At 33.9% G+C, this 21,926-nt stretch carries 21 protein-coding genes and 1 pseudogene; 7 read left to right on the plus strand and 15 right to left on the minus strand.

Annotation, left to right across the window (positions count from 1 at the left end):
* Position 1 precedes the first annotated feature (1 nt).
* From ACJQQZ_RS08305 to ACJQQZ_RS08320, 4 genes are all read right to left on the minus strand, one after another.
* Positions 2–229, minus strand: coding sequence for a FeoA family protein (locus ACJQQZ_RS08305; RefSeq protein ID WP_002450141.1), 228 nt, complete (start codon positions 227–229; stop codon positions 2–4).
* A 212-nt stretch (positions 230–441) separates the two neighbouring features.
* Positions 442–1,986, minus strand: a complete 1,545-nt coding sequence (gene pruA / locus ACJQQZ_RS08310) for an L-glutamate gamma-semialdehyde dehydrogenase (RefSeq protein WP_107532300.1) — start codon at positions 1,984–1,986, stop codon at positions 442–444.
* A 327-nt stretch (positions 1,987–2,313) separates the two neighbouring features.
* The gene (locus ACJQQZ_RS08315; protein ID WP_002450143.1) at positions 2,314–2,874 is read right to left on the minus strand and encodes a sugar O-acetyltransferase; all 561 of its coding nucleotides are present in this window, start codon (positions 2,872–2,874) and stop codon (positions 2,314–2,316) included.
* A gap of 40 nt (positions 2,875–2,914) precedes the next feature.
* On the minus strand, positions 2,915–3,784 hold the full coding sequence (locus ACJQQZ_RS08320; protein ID WP_002450144.1) for an SDR family oxidoreductase: 870 nt from the start codon (positions 3,782–3,784) through the stop codon (positions 2,915–2,917).
* 192 nt (positions 3,785–3,976) lie between these two features.
* Here ACJQQZ_RS08320 and ACJQQZ_RS08325 point away from each other — a divergent pair, with 192 nt between their 5' ends.
* The 3 genes from ACJQQZ_RS08325 to copZ all read left to right on the plus strand — a co-directional run bounded on the left by ACJQQZ_RS08325 (position 3,977) and on the right by copZ (position 7,083).
* Positions 3,977–4,183: a hypothetical protein gene (locus ACJQQZ_RS08325; RefSeq protein ID WP_002450145.1), complete on the plus strand. Its 207-nt coding sequence runs from the start codon at positions 3,977–3,979 to the stop codon at positions 4,181–4,183.
* Between the two features lie 215 nt (positions 4,184–4,398).
* On the plus strand, positions 4,399–6,783 hold the full coding sequence (locus ACJQQZ_RS08330) for a heavy metal translocating P-type ATPase (protein WP_145505674.1): 2,385 nt from the start codon (positions 4,399–4,401) through the stop codon (positions 6,781–6,783).
* A 93-nt stretch (positions 6,784–6,876) separates the two neighbouring features.
* The gene (gene copZ, locus ACJQQZ_RS08335) at positions 6,877–7,083 is read left to right on the plus strand and encodes a copper chaperone CopZ (protein ID WP_049424001.1); all 207 of its coding nucleotides are present in this window, start codon (positions 6,877–6,879) and stop codon (positions 7,081–7,083) included.
* Between the two features lie 44 nt (positions 7,084–7,127).
* Here the strand turns inward: copZ and ACJQQZ_RS08340 are convergent, their stop codons facing one another.
* From ACJQQZ_RS08340 to ACJQQZ_RS08375, 8 genes are all read right to left on the minus strand, one after another.
* Positions 7,128–8,126, minus strand: a complete 999-nt coding sequence (locus tag ACJQQZ_RS08340; RefSeq protein ID WP_002450148.1) for a D-lactate dehydrogenase — start codon at positions 8,124–8,126, stop codon at positions 7,128–7,130.
* Positions 8,127–8,147: 21 nt separating this feature from the next.
* Positions 8,148–9,302 carry an aminotransferase class I/II-fold pyridoxal phosphate-dependent enzyme gene (locus tag ACJQQZ_RS08345; RefSeq protein WP_408023118.1) on the minus strand — a complete coding sequence of 385 codons (1,155 nt, stop codon included), beginning with the start codon at positions 9,300–9,302 and terminating at the stop codon, positions 8,148–8,150.
* A 205-nt stretch (positions 9,303–9,507) separates the two neighbouring features.
* The gene (locus ACJQQZ_RS08350; RefSeq protein ID WP_124228153.1) at positions 9,508–11,013 is read right to left on the minus strand and encodes a phytoene desaturase family protein; all 1,506 of its coding nucleotides are present in this window, start codon (positions 11,011–11,013) and stop codon (positions 9,508–9,510) included.
* A 12-nt stretch (positions 11,014–11,025) separates the two neighbouring features.
* Entirely contained in the window at positions 11,026–11,889 is an 864-nt protein-coding gene (locus ACJQQZ_RS08355; RefSeq protein WP_002450151.1) for a phytoene/squalene synthase family protein, read from the minus strand.
* Between the two features lie 340 nt (positions 11,890–12,229).
* Positions 12,230–12,970, minus strand: coding sequence for an aggregation-promoting factor C-terminal-like domain-containing protein (locus ACJQQZ_RS08360; RefSeq protein ID WP_002450152.1), 741 nt, complete (start codon positions 12,968–12,970; stop codon positions 12,230–12,232).
* Between the two features lie 457 nt (positions 12,971–13,427).
* Positions 13,428–14,852 carry a polyphosphate--AMP phosphotransferase gene (locus tag ACJQQZ_RS08365; protein WP_002450153.1) on the minus strand — a complete coding sequence of 475 codons (1,425 nt, stop codon included), beginning with the start codon at positions 14,850–14,852 and terminating at the stop codon, positions 13,428–13,430.
* Between the two features lie 99 nt (positions 14,853–14,951).
* The gene (locus ACJQQZ_RS08370; RefSeq protein ID WP_124228152.1) at positions 14,952–16,007 is read right to left on the minus strand and encodes a PTS sugar transporter subunit IIC; all 1,056 of its coding nucleotides are present in this window, start codon (positions 16,005–16,007) and stop codon (positions 14,952–14,954) included.
* Positions 16,008–16,295: 288 nt separating this feature from the next.
* Positions 16,296–17,669: an amino acid permease gene (locus ACJQQZ_RS08375; RefSeq protein WP_145505677.1), complete on the minus strand. Its 1,374-nt coding sequence runs from the start codon at positions 17,667–17,669 to the stop codon at positions 16,296–16,298.
* A 219-nt stretch (positions 17,670–17,888) separates the two neighbouring features.
* Here ACJQQZ_RS08375 and ACJQQZ_RS08380 point away from each other — a divergent pair, with 219 nt between their 5' ends.
* Together ACJQQZ_RS08380 and ACJQQZ_RS08385 are read left to right on the plus strand one after the other, a co-directional pair.
* A complete protein-coding gene (locus ACJQQZ_RS08380; protein ID WP_002450157.1) occupies positions 17,889–18,452 on the plus strand; it encodes a TetR/AcrR family transcriptional regulator in 564 nt (187 codons plus the stop codon).
* Positions 18,453–18,697: 245 nt separating this feature from the next.
* Positions 18,698–18,922 carry a DUF896 domain-containing protein gene (locus ACJQQZ_RS08385; protein ID WP_002450158.1) on the plus strand — a complete coding sequence of 75 codons (225 nt, stop codon included), beginning with the start codon at positions 18,698–18,700 and terminating at the stop codon, positions 18,920–18,922.
* Between the two features lie 67 nt (positions 18,923–18,989).
* Here the strand turns inward: ACJQQZ_RS08385 and ACJQQZ_RS08390 are convergent, their stop codons facing one another.
* The 3 genes and pseudogenes from ACJQQZ_RS08390 to ACJQQZ_RS08400 all read right to left on the minus strand — a co-directional run bounded on the left by ACJQQZ_RS08390 (position 18,990) and on the right by ACJQQZ_RS08400 (position 20,534).
* On the minus strand, positions 18,990–19,367 hold the full coding sequence (locus ACJQQZ_RS08390) for a VOC family protein (protein ID WP_145505679.1): 378 nt from the start codon (positions 19,365–19,367) through the stop codon (positions 18,990–18,992).
* Positions 19,368–19,398: 31 nt separating this feature from the next.
* A complete protein-coding gene (locus ACJQQZ_RS08395; RefSeq protein ID WP_408023114.1) occupies positions 19,399–20,214 on the minus strand; it encodes an NmrA/HSCARG family protein in 816 nt (271 codons plus the stop codon).
* Positions 20,215–20,231: 17 nt separating this feature from the next.
* A pseudogene (locus ACJQQZ_RS08400) lies at positions 20,232–20,534 on the minus strand (DUF2316 family protein).
* 125 nt (positions 20,535–20,659) lie between these two features.
* Here ACJQQZ_RS08400 and ACJQQZ_RS08405 point away from each other — a divergent pair.
* Positions 20,660–21,211, plus strand: coding sequence for a TetR/AcrR family transcriptional regulator (locus ACJQQZ_RS08405; protein WP_002450162.1), 552 nt, complete (start codon positions 20,660–20,662; stop codon positions 21,209–21,211).
* 4 nt (positions 21,212–21,215) lie between these two features.
* Positions 21,216–21,920 (plus strand): SDR family NAD(P)-dependent oxidoreductase, encoded by a 705-nt coding sequence (locus tag ACJQQZ_RS08410; RefSeq protein WP_124228150.1) that lies wholly within the window; start codon positions 21,216–21,218, stop codon positions 21,918–21,920.
* The last annotated feature ends 6 nt before the right edge of the window (positions 21,921–21,926 follow it).

Genomic DNA, 21,926 nt, shown 5'->3' on the forward strand with positions numbered 1-21,926 from the left:
ATTATTCCTCCAAAGCTATTTGACAAGCATCGCAGTGCCTAATGCTCACTTGTTGGCCGCTAATCTCAATTACACATGGCCCATTAAACATGCAACGCTGTTTCACTTTAATGTCAGATCCTACTCGAATACCAAATGCATTCAATCTATAAATCATGTCTTTATTATCGATATCAATTTGTTTAATTCTATATTTTTTATTTTTTAATGCTGATTTTATATTTGTCATTTCCCTCACACTCCGCAAATAATATTGATAATCATTATTAATTAAAGTAAGCGTATACTTTTATCCATTGATATTCAATATCATTTACCCCGATATTATTAACAATTTATGACAACTTATTTTTTTACTCTATTCTTATGAAACACAAAAACGTTGTTTAAGTCATAATGCAACTTAAACAACGTTTTTATAGCTTTTAATTACTATGTGATTTAGAACATTTCAGATACGACTTTTTGTTCTAAGAAGTTTAATAAGTAATCTGGACTACCTGTTTTGGCATCCGTACCTGACATTTTGAATCCACCAAATGGGTGATAACCAACAACTGCAGCTGTACAACCACGATTTAAATATAAGTTACCAACATCGTATTCATTAACGGCTTTAATCCAATGTTCCCGATTATTTGTAATCACTGCACCTGTTAGACCATATTCAGTATCATTAGCAACATCAATAGCTTCATCAAAGTCTTTAACTTTAACAAATCCAACTACTGGTCCGAAGATTTCTTCTTGCATGATACGATCTGAAGATTTTAACCCAGAGAAAATAGTAGGTTCAATGAAGTAGCCAGTAGAATCATCCGTGCCGCCACCTTGTTCTAATTTACCTTCTTCTTTACCAATTTCAATGTAATTTTTAATTTTATCAAATTGTTTTTGGTTAATCACTGGACCCATGAACGTGTTGCCAGTCGTATCACCTAGTGATAATGCTTTCGTTAATTTAATTGCTTTTTCTAAAACTTCATCATAAACATCTTTATGAACAATGGCTCTAGAACAAGCTGAACATTTTTGTCCTGAGAAACCAAATGCTGATGTAACAATGGCTTCTGCTGCTAAATCTGTATCTATATTTTCATCGACAACAATCGCATCTTTACCACCCATTTCAGCAATGACACGTTTTAAGAATGTTTGTCCTTCTTGAACTACTGCACTTCTTTCATAGATACGTGTACCTGTCGCTCTTGATCCAGTAAATGTAACAAAATGCGTATCTTTATGATCAACTAAGTAGTCACCAATTTCTTTTGGATCGCCCGGTACAAAGTTAACTACCCCTTTAGGTAAGCCTGCTTCTTCTAAGATTTCCATTAATTTGTATGCAGTTAATGGTGTATCTTCTGCTGGCTTTAATAATACTGTGTTCCCTGCTACTACTGGTGCTAATGTTGTACCAGCCATAATTGCGAATGGGAAGTTCCAAGGTGGAATCGTAACACCTGTACCAATCGATTTATAGAAGTATTTGTTATGCTCTCCTTCTCTATCTAATACCGGTTTACCATCAGCTAAATCCATCATTGAACGGGCATAGTATTCGATAAAATCAATACCTTCAGCTGCATCGCCTACTGCTTCATCCCATGGTTTCCCCGCTTCGTAAACCATTACTGCAGAAATCTCTTCTTTACGACGACGAATAATTGCAGCAACACGTAACATTAATTCAGCACGATCTTTATGAGACCATTTTTTCCATGTTTGGTATGCTTCGTTAGCAGATTGAAATGCTTTCTCTACATCTTCTTTTGTTGCTTTTGAGACTTTAGCAATGGTTTGAGATGTTTTGGCTGGATTGATAGATTCAAATTGATCTTTTTTGCTGATTTTTTTACCATCAATCACTAATGGAATATCTTGACCAAGTTCTCCTTCAACCTTTTTGAGCGTCTCTTTAAATTTATCTACATTCTCTTGAACCGTAAAATCAATACCTGGTTCATTCTTAAAATCTACTACCATTATTGCGTACCCCCTATGAAATATTAAAGTGAGTTCTTCAAACCCTTTGTTTTATGATATTGAGGTCTAGATAAATGCCTCTTGATGTTACTGACTTTCAGTGCAATTTTATCTTAACCTTTCTTACATTCTACTATGTACTGTTACACTTTTGCAATCGCTTTCATTTAAAAATCTTAATATTTCAAAAATTTAATATGCAAATGAATCAATCCATAAAACTTTTTGATTCTAGCAGTTAAGTTAGCGACTAAAATTCAATAAAAAATAAGTCCACAAGAAGCAAACGTATTGAACAATACATACCTCTTATGGACGACTATATGATTAATTATCAATTTGACGTATGACTTTACATGGATTTCCTACTGCTAAACTATTGGGAGGGATATCTTTCGTTACAACACTTCCTGCTCCGATTACACTACCTTCGCCGATTGTAACACCAGGTAATACTGCCACATTACCACCAAACCACGTATTACTTCCGACATCAATTGGTTCAGCTAATTCTAACCCTTTATTTCTATCATTATATTTCAATGGATGTGTCGCTGTATAAAAGCCACAATTGGGACCCACAAACACATTATCTCCAAATGTAATACCACCACCATCCATTAAATAACAATTCGTATTAAGAAATACATTTTTACCAAAGGACACATTCCACCCGTAATCAGTATCGAATGGAATTGCAATGTCTATATTTTCGGGATTGGTTTGGAACAATGCCTTTAATATTTCATTTCTTTTGTCTTCATGGCTTGGCTTTGTATGGTTATAGTCAAAGCATAAATCTTTAGCTTTTTTTCTATCATTGATTAATTCCGAATCGAAATTCGCATCATACCATTGATGTGCTAACATTTTTTCTTTTTCTGTCATTGATTACGTCATCCTATCATTTAATCTGTTTATCTATCTTTTATGTGGTCATAAAGTCTCCACCATTAACATGAATCACTTGTCCAGTGATATATGAGCTATCTGCAGGTGTTGCTAAAAATACATATGATGGTGCTAGTTCAGCCGGTTGACCACGACGCCCCATTGGTGTACCGCCACCTTGATTTTCAACTTTCTCTTCATCAAATGTTGCAGGAATCAATGGTGTGTAGATTGGCCCTGGTGCTACTGCATTCACACGAATATTTTTCTCCATTAAAGTCGTCGCTAATGAACGTGTAAATGACACAATAGCACCTTTAGTCGCAGAATAATCAATCAAGTGTCCTGACCCTCTATACGCTGTCACACTTGTGGTGTTAATAATTGAATCTCCGTCATTTAAATAAGGTACTGCTGCTTGAGATAAGAATATCATTCCAAAGATATTCGTCTGGAATGTCTCTTTAACTTGTTCCGGTGTAATCTCTTCAAAATGATCTCTAGGAAATTGCACGCCACCATTATTAACTAGAATATTAAGACCACCAAAGTCATCAACGACATCTTTCACAAGTTGCTGCGATTGTGTCTCGTCTTTTAAATCATGTGCATATGCTTTAGCTTTAACACCTAATTCTTCTAAACGACGAACTGTATCTTTAGCGTCTTGATGTTCATTATAGTATCCAATGGCTACATTAGCGCCTTCTTTAGCAAATAGTATCGCAACCGCACGTCCAATGCCTGAATCACCGCCAGTTATTAGCGCTACTTTATCTTTTAATTTTCCTGCTGCTTGATATGTGTTTAACTCAGCTATTGGCTTAGGTGTCATATCCGCTTCAATACCTGGTTGATTACTTTGCGTATAACCTTTAATTTGTTGATGAAATTCTAATAAATTCATAACTTTTCTCCTTTCCTAATCAATATTCAAGTTCCCTATAAATATTCTTTCAAAACTATTTAAACACTTTCACTAGGCATCTTTTTAAACATCCTACCGAAGTACGAGATGATATCAATACCATACCCCCATGTATTCGCGCGCTTTATTTCCTATAATATATAGTATCAATACAAAAAGGAGCCGATCATAATGAAACGGATATTAAAAACTGTTATTGCAGTCCTTGTCCTCTTAGGTGTCATCAAAACAGTACAAACACATGATGTCATTACCGAAGCTGACGAATACTATCAACAAATGAAAAGCGGACAACTTTTAGAGAATATTTCCAACTATGATATAAACCAAGTTAAAGATATTGATTTAAAACAATTCTCCCCATCAGATTTCTTCTAAATCATTACTTAATCACCGACTCGCTTGAATGACAATACCAGCGAATCCGCTGTTAATATAGATGATTAAAGTACAATTCTCATGTCATACACATGCTAGAATTGTACTTTTTTGCGTTTTATATCACCTATTTACTGACAAAATTGTAATTCATACAATTGACTTAAATACCTATAGGGGGTATATTAAATATGAATAGAAACGGAGGCTTTCGCATGGATAAAAACAAAAGAACAACTCTAGATATCACAGGCATGACATGCGCTGCGTGTTCCAATAGAATTGAAAAGAAATTAAACAAATTGGATAATGTTAAAGCTCAGGTTAACGTTACAACTGAGCAAGCCACTATTGAAGATTTAAAAGGACAATATCGTACTAATGACTATATTAATGAAATCCAATATTTGGGATACGATGTAGTTAAAGACAGTGTTGAATTAACTATTTCTGGTATGACATGTGCAGCATGTTCAAATCGTATTGAGAAAGTCCTTAATAAAATGGATGGTGTCGATCAAGCGACGGTTAACTTGACTACAGAACAAGCAACTGTGAAATATTATCGAGGTGTCGTTAATAGTGATGATTTTATTTCTAAAATACAGAATTTAGGTTATGACGCTGAAGTCAAAGAAGGACAACAACAATATTCAAATAAAGATAAACAATTGAAGAAACAGTTCTATAAATTAATCTTTTCTATCGTATTATCAGTACCGCTACTGATGACGATGTTGGTTCATTTATTCCATTTACCTTTGCCCTCCATGTTGATGAATCCCTGGTTCCAATTCACATTGGCTACACCAGTACAATTTATCATCGGTTGGCAATTTTATAAAGGTGCTTATAAAAATCTAAAAAATGGCTCTGCAAACATGGATGTATTAGTCGCTTTAGGTACAAGTGCAGCTTATTTTTATAGTATCTATGAAATGTTTAAATGGCTCAATCATTCAACGCATATGCCACACCTTTATTTTGAAACGAGTGCTGTATTAATTACACTTATTTTATTTGGTAAATATTTGGAAGCAAAAGCTAAGACACAAACGACCAATGCCCTAGGTGAATTATTAAGTTTACAAGCTAAGGAAGCGCGCATTGTTAAAGATGGTATTGAAAAGATGGTTCCCATTAAAGATGTTCAAGTTGGTGACCATATTGTTATTAAACCTGGTGAAAAAATCCCAGTTGATGGTGTTATTATAAAAGGGATGACGTCTATAGACGAATCTATGTTAACTGGCGAATCTCTCCCAGTAGATAAAAATATCAATGACAAAGTTATTGGGGCAACCATTAATCAAAATGGATCAATTATTATGGAAGCAACACAAGTGGGTAATGATACAGCACTAGCTAATATCATTAAGGTCGTCGAACAAGCCCAAGGTTCTAAAGCGCCTATACAACGCTTAGCTGACCAAATATCTGGTTATTTTGTGCCAACCGTTGTCGGTATAGCACTACTGACGTTTATCATATGGATCACTGTGGTCCATACCGGACAATTTGAACCTGCACTTATGGCAGCTATTTCAGTCCTTGTTATCGCTTGTCCATGTTCATTAGGCTTAGCTACACCTACATCTATCATGGTGGGAACAGGACGCGCTGCTGAAAAAGGCATTTTATTTAAGGGTGGTCAGTACGTTGAACAAGCGCAACACATTGATACCATCGTACTAGATAAAACGGGTACCATTACTTATGGTAAGCCTGTAGTTACTGATTTTGATGGTGACACACATACGCTACAATTACTTGCTAGTGCAGAGTATGCTTCTGAACATCCATTGGCTAAAGCCATTGTAGACTATGCTGAAGGAAAAAATCTTGAATTAGTGGATACTGATGAATTTAACGCTATGCCAGGCCACGGTATTTCCGCAACGATTGACCATTCAACAATTTTAGTTGGTAATCGTCAATTAATGACAAAACATCACATCAATTTGAATTCCCATATAGACGAAAAAATGACCCACTGGGAACGCAATGGTAAAACTGTCATGCTGATTGCCATTGATGGTATATATCAAGGTATGATTGCGGTAGCAGACACTATTAAAGACAATGCTATAGAATCAATACAAAAACTACACAAACTGAATATAGATGTCGTGATGTTGACTGGTGACAATAACAATACCGCCCGAGCAATAGCACAACAAGTCGGTATTGATCATGTCATTGCCAATGTTCTTCCAGACGAAAAGTCTGACAACATCACACGTCTACAAAATGAAGGTCGACAAGTAGCTATGGTTGGTGATGGTGTTAACGATGCACCTGCTCTGGTTACTGCAGATATCGGTATTGCCATGGGTACAGGTACCGAAGTTGCGATTGAAGCAGCCGATATTACAATATTAGGTGGTGATTTATCATTACTACCTCAAACATTAAATATTAGCCAACTAACAATGCGCAACATCCGTCAAAATCTCATTTGGGCATTTGGATATAACATCGCAGGTATCCCTATTGCTGCTTTAGGTTTACTTGCACCATGGATTGCAGGAGCTGCGATGGCATTAAGTTCTGTTAGCGTTGTAACCAATGCATTAAGATTGAAACGAATCATTAAATAAGACAACCCAATTAAGTTATGTCAATTACTTTTAAGTCATACAACTTAGTTATAAAATGAAGATAAGTCATTAAATAAAATGAGGTGAATTAAAATGGGACAAGAAATTATTAATGTAGAAGGTATGAGTTGTGATCATTGTAAAAATGCTGTTGAATCTGCTTTAGCTAAAATGAATGGTGTTTCAGCTGCAGAAGTTGATTTAGAAAAAGGACAAGTACGTGTTGATTATAATGAAGAAAAAGTTCAACTTTCTGACATGAAAGATGCTATTGAAGATCAAGGCTACGATGTTAAATAAAGATTAAAACGGGAGCGACCTTAATTGGTATCGCTCCCGTTTTTTTAATTTACCCGCAAATGAGTGGTGCCTGTTTGAATAACTTCCATCGTTGCATCTAACGCATCAACGATTAAGTTTTTCACTGCTGCTTCTGTATAAAACGCAATATGTGGTGTTATGATGATATCTTCTCTATCAATTAATTGTTGAAGTAATGTATCATCCATATTTTTATCTCGTTGATCACTAGGGAATAAACCACGTTCAAATTCATACGTGTCTAGAGCAGCACCTTTAATTTGCCCACTATCTAAACATGATAGTAACGCATGTGTATCAACTAAAGATCCTCGTGCACAATTGACAAACACTGAACCTTTTTTAAAATGATTAAATGTATATCGGTCAAATAAGTGATGATTATATTTAGTAGCCGGTACATGTAAAGTAACAATATCTGCCCCTTCAATGGCTTCTTGAAAAGTGGTTTGGTATGAGACTATATCTTTAATATGCTCATTAGGAAAAGGATCATATGCTACTACCTCAGAACCATAACCATTAGCAAAAATTTTAGCTACAATACTTCCAATTCTTCCGGTACCTATAACTGCTACTTTCAAATCACTGATTGATTGTGATAATATTGACGGCTCCCATCTAAAATCGTGTGATTTCATTTTAGTTTGAATAGCATTAAAATGTCTGACAACATTAATAGCTTGTGTCACTGCGAATTCTGCAATTGAACTTGGTGAATACGAAGGTACATTAGAGACGATAATGTCATATTTTGATGCTAACTCTAAGTCGTAGGTATCAAATCCCGCACTTCTTTGTGCTATTTGTTTGATACCGAATGATTTTAATTTAGCAAACACCGCTTCTGAAATGGGTAGTTGTTGTGATAACGATAAGCCATCAAATCCTTGAACATCATCGACATTATCTTCTGTTAACGGTGACTGAGTTAACTCATATTCCACGTTATTTTCCTTTGCCCATGATTCAATATATACAATATCCTCGTCACGCACACTCATTATTTTAATTTTTGTCATAATAACGTCATCCCCTATGCACTATTTTTCATATAAATTTGCTAAAGTTGCTAATCGTTCTGCTGCTGTTTCAAGTTGTTCTTCCGATAGTGCTAAAGATAGCCTTACATAGTTTCTACCATTTTCACCGAACGGGGTACCAGGTGCCACTAAAATGGAATATTCTTTTAATAAGAACTGTTCAAATGATTCACTCTCATATCCAGGTGGCGTCTTTAACCAACAATAAATACCACCTTTTGAGTGTACAAATGGCAATCCTGCTTCGCTTAATTTATGTTCAAACATATCTCTTCTTCGTTTGAATATGTCATTTTGTTGTTCTAAAAATTCGTCATAATGATTTAACGCATAGGTTGCTGCGTCTTGTAAGGCACCAAACATACCTGCATTCGTATGTGTTTGGTACTTTTTCAAGGCCTGAATCATGTCACGGTTTCCTACTGCAAAGCCTACTCTAAATCCTGACATATTATATCCCTTTGATAAGGAGAAAATTTCGACTGCTACATCTTTGCCATTTTCACAAGATAAAATACTTGGATTTTTAGCATCAAAACCGAATGCACTATAAGCAAAATCATGAATAATTTTAGTATTGGTATCTTTAAATCTTTGAATTGCTTCATCAAACACTGATTTAGTAGCAGTAGAGCCTGTTGGATTATTTGGATATGTTAAATAGATGAGCTTTGTATTATTTAATATATTTTTATCTATTTTATCCCAATCTGGCAGATAATGCGGTGGTTCTAAATTTAATGGGACAGGTTGCGCATCTGCAAGCATGACACCCGCTAAATAATCTGTATACCCTGGATCTGGTAATAATACGTTTTCCCCAGGATTAACGAGACAAGTTGGCAGTGCAACAAGTCCATTTTTCGTACCATATAGAATACAAACTTCCTCTTCCGCATCTAATTCAACATCATAATGTCTTTGGTAAAAATCAATGATGGCTTGCTTAAATGATGCTTTACCATGAAAGGCACCATATTTTTGGTTCTCAGGTACGTTCAATCTTTTAGCAAAATGATTAATGATACCCTGTGGTGTTTCACCATCCGGAATACCAACAGCCATATTAATTAATGGAAGAGGCCCATATTCGATTTTTCGTCCCATGGTTTTGCCAAAATAACTTTCAGGAATTGCCGCCAATCTCTCAGACATTTTCACGTCTCATGCCTCCTTCATCTCCTATTTTCTACGCTATGTTTAGATATTATCATTCTATCAAGCAGATTAACATTGTCAATATTAGCAATATTCTGATTTTTTATTACTAGTAAATTTCTTTTCTAATATAAATAGAGAGCGGGAAGTCGAAATGATATGAATGTCATATGATTTCTATCCCACTCTCTACGCTAATAAATTATATATGATTGTTAATATCTTTAATGATTTCATCAACGGTGATTTTGGCACTTGTTAAAACAATAGGTACACCGGCACCTGGATGTGTACTCGCACCAGCAAAGTATAAATCTTTATAATCTCTAGATACGTTCGGAGGTCTATAATAATTACTTTGTGCTAGCGTGGGCATTAAACCAAACGCTGTTCCAAATTTAGCATTATACTGTTGTTCAAAATCTTTAGGTGTAAAAATCGTTTCGGAAATAACATGATCTTGAACATGTTCAAGTGCAGTTATAGTAGCTAATTTACGATAAATATGTTCTTTAACACTTTTTATAAACTGTGGATTTTCCCATTCTAGAGGGCCTGTTTTAAGCTCTGGTGTTGGCATTAAAACATATAATCCTGTCTGTCCCTCAGGCGCTAACGTGGCATCTCCTACTTTAGGTACATATAAATACAGAGATGGATCTTCGGAAATATCCCCATTAAATATTTCATCTATATTTTGTCTGAAATGATTTGAAAATATGACATTATGCAACAATACATCTTCTGTAATATCTTTATCAATGCCTATATACATCATAAAAGCTGAACATGAATAATCTAATTGGTCTATTTTTTGAGGAGGATATTTTTTAACGGGTGCATGTTGTGGCATTAATTGTTGCGCAGCATATGGAAAGTCTGCCGTACAAAGTACCTTATCAAATCGTTTAACTAGGCCATTCACTCTTACGCCGTCTGCTTGCTTATACTTAGGATCAATAATAATTTCTTCTATATTAGCATTACATTGTATATCCACACCTAGCTTAAGGTTTAGTTGTTCTAAACCTTTCACCATGCCATACATACCACCTTTAATAAAATGAACACCAAACATCATTTCAATCATAGGAATAATCGAATATAGTGAAGGACCTTGTTTAGGATCTATACCAATATATAGCATTTGAAATGCTAACAATTTTTGAACTTTTTCATTTTTGACATATTGCTCAATCAAGTTATCCGCATGATTTAATGTTTTTAATTTATATCCTTGAATCAGTGATGTTAAATTATAAAAATCAGACGGTTTCCTATATGTTCGTTCTAAAAAATATTTTCTAGCAATTTCATACCTTCCATATACATCTGCTAAAAATTTCATAAATCCATGCGTAGTACCAGGTTCAATTTGTTCTAAAGTGTCATGTAACTCAGCTAAATCGGTAGGTACTCTCACTTTATCTTCTTTATCAAAATAGACATCATAAATATAAGGTAATTGTTCCATATCTATGTAATCTTCAAAACGTTCACCACACGCTTCAAACACAGCTTTATAAACTTCAGGCACCATGACTATTGTAGGTCCCATATCAAAGGTAAAACCGTCTTTCTTAAATTGGTTCATACGTCCACCAATTTGGTCGTTCTTTTCATATAATGTTACTTGATGACCGTGTGCAGCAAGCCTAGCTGCAGAAGCTAAGCCCGTTACACCCGCACCTATTACAGCAATATTCAATTGACATTCCACCTATTTATTATATTTATCTTTAACTTGTCTGTAGATGTGTAACTTATCCAACCTTGAGACATATACTCTTCGATGTAATGGATAACCATATTCACGAACTTCATCTATAATACCTTTGTATATACGTGCCGCTAATTCGATAATTGATCTAGCTTCAGGCTTAAAAACATGTAAATGATCTAATGCAAATTGATAATCCTTTTCTGCAATTTGAGCATAATGTTCCCATAAATTAATATAATTATCAGTTGGCTGATGTTGATAAACGTCTTCAATATTTACATCATATTGATTTAACATCTCTTGACTAAAATAAATACGACCCTTTTCAAAATCTTCCCCTACATCTCGTAAGATATTAGTTAATTGCAATGCCTCTCCTAATTCACGTGCTACTTCATATGTTTCATCACTCGGTTGTTCAGTCAGAATAGGTGATAGTACCTCTCCAACTGTCCCAGCTACACCATAGCAATATCTCATTAATTCCTCGTCTTTAACGAACATTTCAAAATGTTCATCTTCAAATACAGATTCTATTAAATTATAGAAAGATTGATACTCCATTTTGTAATTTTGAGATGTATCGTAAAAAGCTAACATAATACGTTGATTACTCTTGAATTGATCCGGTGAATCAACTTGTTGTGACTGAATCAGTTGAATATCTTCTTTAATAGCTTGTAATTTTTGAGGATTTTGTTCTTCATCAATACTATCATCTATAATTCTACAAACCGCGTATACTGCCCAGACAGCACGCCTCTCACTTTCTGGTAATAAGTCAAACGCATAAGAAAAACTTTTAGAATATTTTTTCATTATTTGATGACAATATTTATAACTCTCATTAACCGTTGTCATTGATTGACCTCCTGTTACACTTAACCTTTTATACGTTACTATCATTTCTAGTCGTAGAAAATGATATTTATGGAATGAATATATAGAAATTTCTTTCATATTTAGCCTATATCTATATCTATCAAATTCAATGTTTCGTCATCAATTCAATTGATAAAAAAACGGAATGCTGTGCCATATATAGTTTTTCTTAAATTCCCGTATTTAATGGTAATCAAACACCTTACACTAAATATAAAAATATTCTAATCTTTCATTTTTACGCATAAAAAAAGAGGATGACATAGTCATCCTCTCAATCATTTATAACTCGAAGGGCTTTCCAGTTATAAATTAAATCCTACCACCAACCGTGGCTTTGACGGAAAGCAATTGCATTGCTTAATGAACCGTAACGGCTATTAGCATAGTTAATCATACCTTTAGTTTGGCTAGCTACTGAACCAGTTCCCCATGATTCCATAGTTTGTCCTAAACCTCTGTAACCAGCTGGGTTTACTGCGTTAGGGTTACCGCCTGATTCTGGCATAACGATAGCGTTCCATGCTTCTTCAGTACCACCATTAGCTAAGAATTGCGCTTTAGTTGAACCACCAGTTGAAGCACTTGAAGTTGATGGAGCTGAGTATGAAGTTGTTTTAGTGCTATAGTTGTGGCTTGAACCATTGTTTGATGTAGTTGGAGCTGAAACAGCTTCTACATTAGTGTTGCTTGATTGTTGGTTAGAGCTTACTGATTGAGTACCAGCTTCTTGATTGTAAGAAGTTGTGTAGTCAGCTGATTGAACAGCAGTGTTTGATGTTTGAGCTGAAGTAGAACCAGCTTCTTGGTAGTTCCAAGAGAAGTTAGTACCATCTGAAGTGAAGTTATATTCGAATCCACCACTTACAAAGTGAATGTCATAAGCGCCTTCTTGAACTGGTGCAGCGTTTAATTGTTCTGGGTGGTTATGAGCTAAGTCTACTAAGTGTGCTTGATCTACGTTAGTAGTTTCTGAAGCGTGTGCTTCGTGTCCTGATACTGCGTAACCTGCTGCGCCTAATGTTAATGCTAAAGTTGATGCGATAAATGTCTTCTTCATAATTGAAAAATCCTCCAAAAAGTTTTTGTTTTTTTATATGTTTTAATGTATTTAATTTCGTTGTGCAATATTGAAAATGTTTTTGTTTAACTTTCGACGGTATACACTATACCATAAAAAATCGCTTTGTATATTACACGTTCCTTACAAAACATTACAAACAAAATCAAGTTTTGTAACTTTGAAATATTACTGAAGTCCTTGTAATATAAGTTTTTACGTAATTTAGTTTAATTTTTCATCATAAAGCCTTATATTACATGAGATTTCTTTAAGTTTTTCTCAACTTTTACATTATTCGTAATATTACAGATTGCAATGTAGTTACATAATTGTAATAGTTCTAAAAATTTTAAAAAGATCTAACTTCCCAAAAAAAGATGGATATATTCAAATTTTTGACATTAATTTGATATATCCACCTAATATTTTCACTATTTAAAATGTGATCATGAAGTTAATAATCTTTAACACCCCATAATACGTTTTCACACTGTCTAATAATATATTTTAAAACTTCAATCCTTGCCGTCTTTTTATGATCAGCTGGAACTATAAGCCAAGGCGCATGTATTGTATCTGTTTTCTCTATCATATCGTGACTTGCTTCTAAGTATAAATCCCATTTTTCACGATTGCGCCAATCTTCATCTGTGATTTTCCATTGCTTATTTACATCTTGTTCTCTATCTTTAAATCGTTTCAGTTGCTCGTCTTTATCTAAACATAAGAAGAATTTTAATAATATTGCCCCTTCATCTGTCCACATTTTTTCAAAATGATTAATTTCCTCATAAGCACGTTGCCACTCATCTTTATTGGCAAATCCTTCTACTCTTTCTACTAATACTCTGCCGTACCAACTACGATCAAATATTTCAATATGTCCGCTCTTTGGCATTTCTTTCGCAAAGCGCCAAAGATAGTGATGCGCCAGTTCAACGTCTGTAGGCGCACTTATACCATTCACTTCATATCCCGTCGGATCTAATTTCTCACGAATACGTTTGATATTACCACCTTTACCTGCTGCATCCATGCCTTCAAATGTTAAGATAAGCGGAATTTTTCTTTCATATAATGCAAATTGAATTTCTCTCATACGTTTTTGTAATGGTTCTATCAATTCTTTATATTCTTTTTTAGATACTTCATCCAATGTGACATCAAATTTAGTCGTTGAAAAATCTTTAGTAAACGCACCGTCTTTATTATCTTTTGATTGATTTGCTTTTTGAATCGCTTGTTCTAATCTTTCTATAATATGTTTATACATCTTTTCAAATGCAACTTCTCGTTGTGTATAGTCAATAACTTCCCATTGTTTATCCGAATGCGTAAACTTTCTCATTTCTTTCAAATAGATATCTTTAGGTATGATTTGTTCATACTCTTGTACTTTCCAACTCATTAATGGATTATCTTTCGTTTGTTGAATATGCTCCTGTCGTTTTTCTTCACTAACTTCAATATAAAATTTAATTAGCTCATAATGATCATTCTGAAGCATCTCTTCAAAATGTTTGATTTGATTCACGAGTTTATTATCGTTTTTGTAATAATCTTGCTTAATATTATTTTGTTTATAATCTAAAAAGTGAGAATACCAGCTTCTAAAATAGATATTGATATTTCCTTTTTGAGGCAGTGTATTCCAATATTTTTGTAAAAATTGATATCTTAAGTCTTCAACATCTGGTGTTTTTGTTGATATAAACTGTGTGTATTTAGCATCAAACGTAAGTAATAGTTCATTGGATAAACGCGTCTTTCCTGAGGCAGGTACACCTTCAAACACAATCATGACTGGGATACCTAAGTCATGTGTTTGTCGTGTTAAACTTGCTGCTTTTAATTTTAATTGTTCTATCTTTTTATTCATTTTACCCATCCTTTATAGATAGCGATTTTAATAAAGTATAGCATAATAAAATATAAACGCCTCACTTATCAAAGTAAGACGTCTATATTCTATCTAGCTTTACGCTAAAAATTTAAAAATGTCGTTCGTATATATTTTGAATACCTTTCTTAGAAGAATATCTAAAATCCATGCAACGAAGAAAGGCACAATGAAGAATGCGATGATAATCAATAATAAACTCAACCAAGCTGAGTCAATACCCATAAATTTAAATGCATTAATCGGTCCAACCATTCCTATAAAACCAAATCCTGCAGATTCTTTTGTACCTGCGATACCGACAATGCCGGATGCGATTCCTGAAACTGCAGCTGTAATCAATATAGGTAACATGATAACAGGATAGCGTACCATATTAGGCATCATCATTTTGACTCCACCAAAGAAGATAGAAATCGGCACACCTGCTCTATTAACTTGGCTCGTACCAATTAACAATACCGCTTCTGTAGCTGCTATACCGATTGAAGCCGAACCTGCTGCAATACCTGAAATGCCAATTGCAATCGCTATGGCAACAGTAGAAAGTGGCGATATAATAATAAAACTAAATACCATCGAAATCAGCATACTCATTAAAACAGGTTGTAACTCTGTAAAACTATTAATCATATTACCAATACCAGTAGTAATCATATGTACATATGGAAGTATCAACACACCTATAGTTGCTGAAATACCACCTACAATTGTTGGATATACGATTAACGCCATACTCCCTACACGATGCTCTATTAATAAAATCAATAACACCGCAATAGATGCAGTAATCATTGTATTAATTAAATCCCCAATTCCAGCTATAACCCATGTGCCATTTTTAAATTGTGCAGCACCACTACCAACATACGAAGCACTTGCAACAACTGCCATCGCTAAAGGTGTCAGATTAAATTTCAATGCTATCAAAGCACCAACAAGTGCCGGCACCGTAAATTGAATTGCTTGAACAACACCTAGTAATGTTTTAAAAATGGGATGAAACTGCATTAAATACTTAAATATCTCCCCTAATATCGCATTGGGTACTAATCCTGCGACAATACCAACTGCTACACCAGATAGCACTCTAAAAATAAATTCTTTCGGTCCAATTTTACTCAATGTTGTCATTTCTAGCGCCTCCAATATCTAAATACGATAAATCAAACATAAATAAATAGCCTTAATTGAACTAACTATACACATGATGAAATCTAAGGTGTGTTGGTAATTCGTTGATGCAATCATATGTTGTGTAAAGTTGGGCCAATTAAGACTATGGAGAATAGTATATCACATTATTAGAATTTTCAGATAAATATATTTGTAAAGTCATTAATTTTACAAATTTTCTTTTAACACGACTGCTATTTAAAAAGCACCGCCAACAAAGCTTTCTTGTTGGCGATGCAAATGGATCTATTCATCTGGAATCTCTGCTTTTCTAGATTCTTTTTTATATCTTAAATACATCAGTCCTAAGATTCCCATCCAGAAGGGTGCAATGATTACTGCAAGTCTCGTACTCGGATTAATCAGTAATACCACAAAGATAAATATAAAGAATAGTACAATAGCATATGCCATCCATTTGCCACCTGGCATTTTATATTGACTCGCTTTATGAAGTTCTGGATTATGTTTTAAATATCCTAAATAAGCAATCATGATGATTGACCAAATCACTATATTTAAAACTGTTGATACTGTTGTAATATATACAAACACTTGCGTTGCATCTTTAAAGATGGCATTCAGTATCACAGAAATACTTAATAATGCACATGTCACTAATATCGCGTAATATGGTACGCCATTGCGATTTGTTTTACCAAGAATAGGCGGTGCTTGTTTACGTTGAGATAAACCAAACATCGTTCTACTATTGGCAAACACACCGCTGTTACAAGCGGATGCCGCAGCAGTTAACACTACAAAGTTGATTAAACCTGCTGCAAATGGAATGCCGATTAAACCAAACAATTTCACATAAGGACTATCTGAAGGATTTAAATGATTCCAAGGCACTGCTGCCATGATGACTGCAAGTGATCCAATGTAAAATATCAAAATGCGATATGGTACATTATTAATCGCTTGAGGTATCGTTTTATGAGGATTTTTAGTTTCTCCTGCTGTAATACCAATTAGTTCAATTCCTATAAATGAAAAAATGGCCATTTGGAAGGACATGAAAAATCCTGAAGCACCATGCGGGAATATACCACCATGGCTCCATATTTGAGATACGCTAGCAGTACCATAAGGTGTCTTCATTGCAAAGACAATCATAATAATACCCACAATAATTAAAGCTAATATTGTTAATACCTTTATAATCGCAAACCAAAATTCTAATTCTCCAAATAACTTTGCACTAAATAAATTGAGCGTCATTAGTACTAACAATGTAAATAAAGCTGTTAACCAATTAGGCATTGCTGGATACCAATATTCTATGTATTTAGCAACTGCTGTAATTTCTGCCATTCCTGAAATAATCCATGTTAACCAATAAGTCCAACCAACTACAAAGCCTGCTAATGGTCCTATATGTTTATGTGCAATATCAGCAAATGATTTGAAGCCAAGGTTAGATAACAACATTTCCCCCATTGCTCTCATAAACATAAATAATACAAAACCTACTATAATATAAGTCAACAATATCGATGGCCCTGCCAGATGAATTGATTCACCTGCACCTAAAAACAATCCGGTACCAATCGCACCACCGATAGCAATCAATTGTATGTGTCGATTGCTTAATTCACGTTGCAGTTTATCTGCCATATCCGTCTCCCCGTTCTGTTTCTTTAACAGTTTCTCCCCTAAAAAGATTACAAACTTTGTTTGAAAGTAAATTCACTTTCTATAAAACTATATTTACCCATAATTTAAATTTACAATCACTATTAAATTAGTTCATAAACACTATTTTTGACATATAAGACATTTAGCAAGATAATTTGAATTAAGATAAACAACACTTGTTAGGTAGGTGCAAACATATTGACTGACAAAATCGATCCCCGTATCACACGAACAAAACAACTACTTGTAGATGCATTTCAAAAAGTATCAAAAGAAAAGAAGTTAAGCCAATTAACAGTCAAGAATATTACTGATGAAGCAACTGTTAATAGAGCTACGTTCTATGCACATTTCACAGATAAATACGATATACTCGATTATTCTTTAGATGTCACTATTCTTAAAGACTTGAATGACACGCTTAACATTTCAAATATCATAGATGAAGTGGTCTTAAAAAATATATTCATCACAATGACTCAATATATGGAACAAGTACAAGCATCTTGTGAAATGAACCAAGATGTATTTTGTGAACAAGCGCATAAGAGAATTAATAACGAATTAGAAGATATCTTTTCTATCATGTTAGAAAATAGTTATTCAGATATTGATAGAGACATATTGGTTAGTAGCGCTAGTTTTCTAGCGGCAGGCATGAGTGGTCTGTGTAATCATTGGCTATCTACAAGCCGTGATACAGCTGAAAACTTTATAGACAAAAATCTTCCATTCTTAATTCATCACATCGCACACTTATAAAGATTCCACCATTTTACATAATATTTTTATCTAAAACAAATGATGCCCCTATGTACATTAATAAAATAATGATGCATAGGGTCATATTTTTTAATTTATACAACAAACTGATCAATATGTTGCATAGACAACATATAAATTGAGCATGTATATTGCTATATCGTGTATGTGCGCGTATATTATATTTATACAACAAGTGTTGCTTAAAAAATATTTGTTGTAAATATCGATTGGAGGTTTCATTTATGCAAATTTTAGACAGAATTAACGAATTAGCAAATAAAGAAAAAGTACAAACATTGAGTGTAGCAGAAAAACAAGAACAACAAGCACTCAGACAAGATTATTTAAAAATGATACGAGGACAAGTACTTCATACATTTTCTACTATGAAAGTTGTTGATCCACTTGGCCAAGATGTTACACCAGATAAAGTTTATGATTTGAGAAAAGAATATGGAAATATTTAAGTTAATCTTACGTCCAAATTAAAAGGCACTCAGCATCCAAACACGAGAACTGAGTGCCTTATTGTATTTAACAAACTAAAAAATTAAATTTATGTCCATCTGTATCAGTAAACATAGCACCATAATAGCCTTGTTTAACTGTCGGTTGTTCTAAAATACGACCGCCTGACGCTTCAACTTGCTTAACAAGTTGATCAACTTCTGCATTCGTCTTTACACCTAGAGAAATAATCGTTTCATTAACATTAGCATGAACTTTATCCTGAGTGACCGCTTCAAAATGTTTATTTTCAATTAAGATGACAATGGTCGATCCAATTTTAATGACTACCATTTTATCAAGCATGTCAGGGTTATGTTTAATTTCAAATCCTAAAGATTGGTAAAACTGCTCACTTCTTTTTAAATCTTTAACATGTAAATTGAACCACATCGACTGAATCATAACCATTTCTCCTTATTAACATAATCAATTACTAAAATTGTACTTCTTCAATCCATTGGGCTAATGATAGTTTATCTGGATTAATTTGATTCATTAAATCAAAATCGACAACATAACCTTTTTCTTCTAGCCAACTTCTTTCTGCTGTACCACTAACAAATTCACCTTTAATTTCAGTTGGCATACCTGTGACAGTTGCAAATGTTTTAACAACTTCATTAAGTGTTAACTCATCTGAAGCAATCTCAATCGCTTGATGATTATATTGAGCAGGGTCTTTAAATAAATTTGCAGCAATTCTAGCAATATCAATTGAAGAAATCATCGCAAATTTAACATCTGGACTAATAAATTCTGGTATTACAATTTGTTGATTTTCTTTTTTAGCTATTCTAAGGAAGTCATCCATAAAGAATGAAGGTTTGATAATTGCAAAATTCAATGATGACGCTTTTAGTGTATTTTCAATATCTGCTAAGGCTTCAAAGTGTGGTCCCTTTCTATCTCTATTCACACCACCAGCTGTACTATAAACCACGAATTCAATGTTTTGTTTTTCGGCAAGTTGAATAATCATTTTACCTTGTCTTAATTCTTCAGCAATATCATCTTTAACTATAGGTTGAACACTGTATACTCCATATTGTCCTTGCATTGCTTGTTCTAAACTTTGTTGATCGCTTAAGTCACCTTCTACAATTTCAAGTTTGTCACTGTCAATTGACGTTAACTTTTCATTATTCTTATTACGTGTTAGCGCACGTACATGCCATCCGTCTGATAACAGTTGCTTAACTACGGCATTACCTTGTTTACCTGTAGAACCAATTACTAAAATACTTTTCATTAATATTCTCTCCTTCATTACTGTTGTAAAAACCAATAATCTTCCTTTTCGCCTTTTAAATACGTATATTCTTTTGGTGATTTACCCGTATGCCAGATATTTTCATTCATTATATCTCGAACGTCTCAAACTAAATGTATAAATTGTTGCAAATGATTTCCGAATAATTTATTTGGCGCTTTCATTTGTAATACATGTGACACATCATTGATTGAAATATTCAATTCGTCTGCTATATTTTTTAAACTTAACGTTGTTTCGTCAAAATGCTCTTGTAGTTCTTTAGCTGTGATTTGTCTTTGCTCTTTATTTAATGACACTTATATCACTCATCCTTCTTATTTAAACATCTATATCACTTTATTTGTCTTTTTATATGATAGGCTTTATAATAAACGGATAGTTATCCGTTTGTCAACAAACTTATTTTAAGAAGGTGATGTATTTGCGACGAGACGCCCTCGAGAACCGGCAGCGCATAGAGAATAAAGCGATTGAACTCTTTAACCAACTTGGTGTTCAACAAGTGAGTATGAATCGCATCGCAAAAGAGTTAAATATTGGAATGGGAACTTTGTATCGTCATTTTAAGGATAAGAGCGCATTGTGTACGACGATTATCGAACATGACTTTACTGACATTATCAACCAAATGTACGAAGTGAAAGAAAAACATCACGATTCTAAAGCAGTCATGGCAAAGTCACTTGATATCTTTTTAAATTTCAAAACAATCAACAGTGATTTACTTCATTGTATTGAAGATACAACAGATAAAAATGACTTTTACCATAGTGATATTTATTTACAGTTATTTAAGTTTTATAGTGAAATTCTTGGCAATAATAAAAGTACAACATGGACAACTTTCAAAGTAGATATGTTATTGAAATCATTATCTACTAAATCTTTCGAATTACAAAAAGACGAACGCGGACTATCAAATGAAACAATCAGAGATTATATAATCAAACTATATTTTGATAAAGAGGAGTAATATCATGACTAAAATTACATTAATTACAGGTGGCAATAAAGGCTTAGGTTTCGAAACAGCTAAAGCATTGATCAATGAAGGTCATAAAGTCTACATTGGTTCTAGAAATGAATCACGTGGTCAAGTTGCAGCAAAAGAAATTGGTGCACAAAGTGTTCAATTAGATGTTACTGATGAGACATCTGTACAAAATGCTTTCGACTTTATTAAAGATCAAGAGGGTCGCTTAGATGTACTTGTTAACAATGCTGGTATCTCAGGACAATTTGCCAAACCTGCAGATATTACTGTTGATGATATAGATAAAGTCTATCAAACCAACGTATACGGCATTGTTAGAATGATGAACACATTCATTCCTTTACTAGAACAATCAGAACAACCTGTCGTTGTTAATGTAACAAGTGGTTTAGGTTCATTTGGTATGGTAACCAATCCTGAATCAGAAGAATTCCATGTTAATTCATTAGCTTATTGTTCTTCTAAATCAGCTGTCACTATGCTAACAGTTCAATACGCTAAAGGTTTACCTCAAATGCAAATTAATGCTGCAGATTCAGGTTCTACAAATACAGACTTAGTTGGTGATTTTAGCAATAATGCTAAACCAGCAACTGAAGGCATTAAACCTATTGTAGAATTAGCCACAATTGATGCAAATGGACCAACTGGTACATTTATTAATGGCGACGGCAAAATGCCTTGGTAATTTCAA

This window comes from Staphylococcus sp. KUGN1 (genome assembly GCF_045984185.1).
Lineage (GTDB): Bacteria > Bacillota > Bacilli > Staphylococcales > Staphylococcaceae > Staphylococcus > Staphylococcus warneri_A.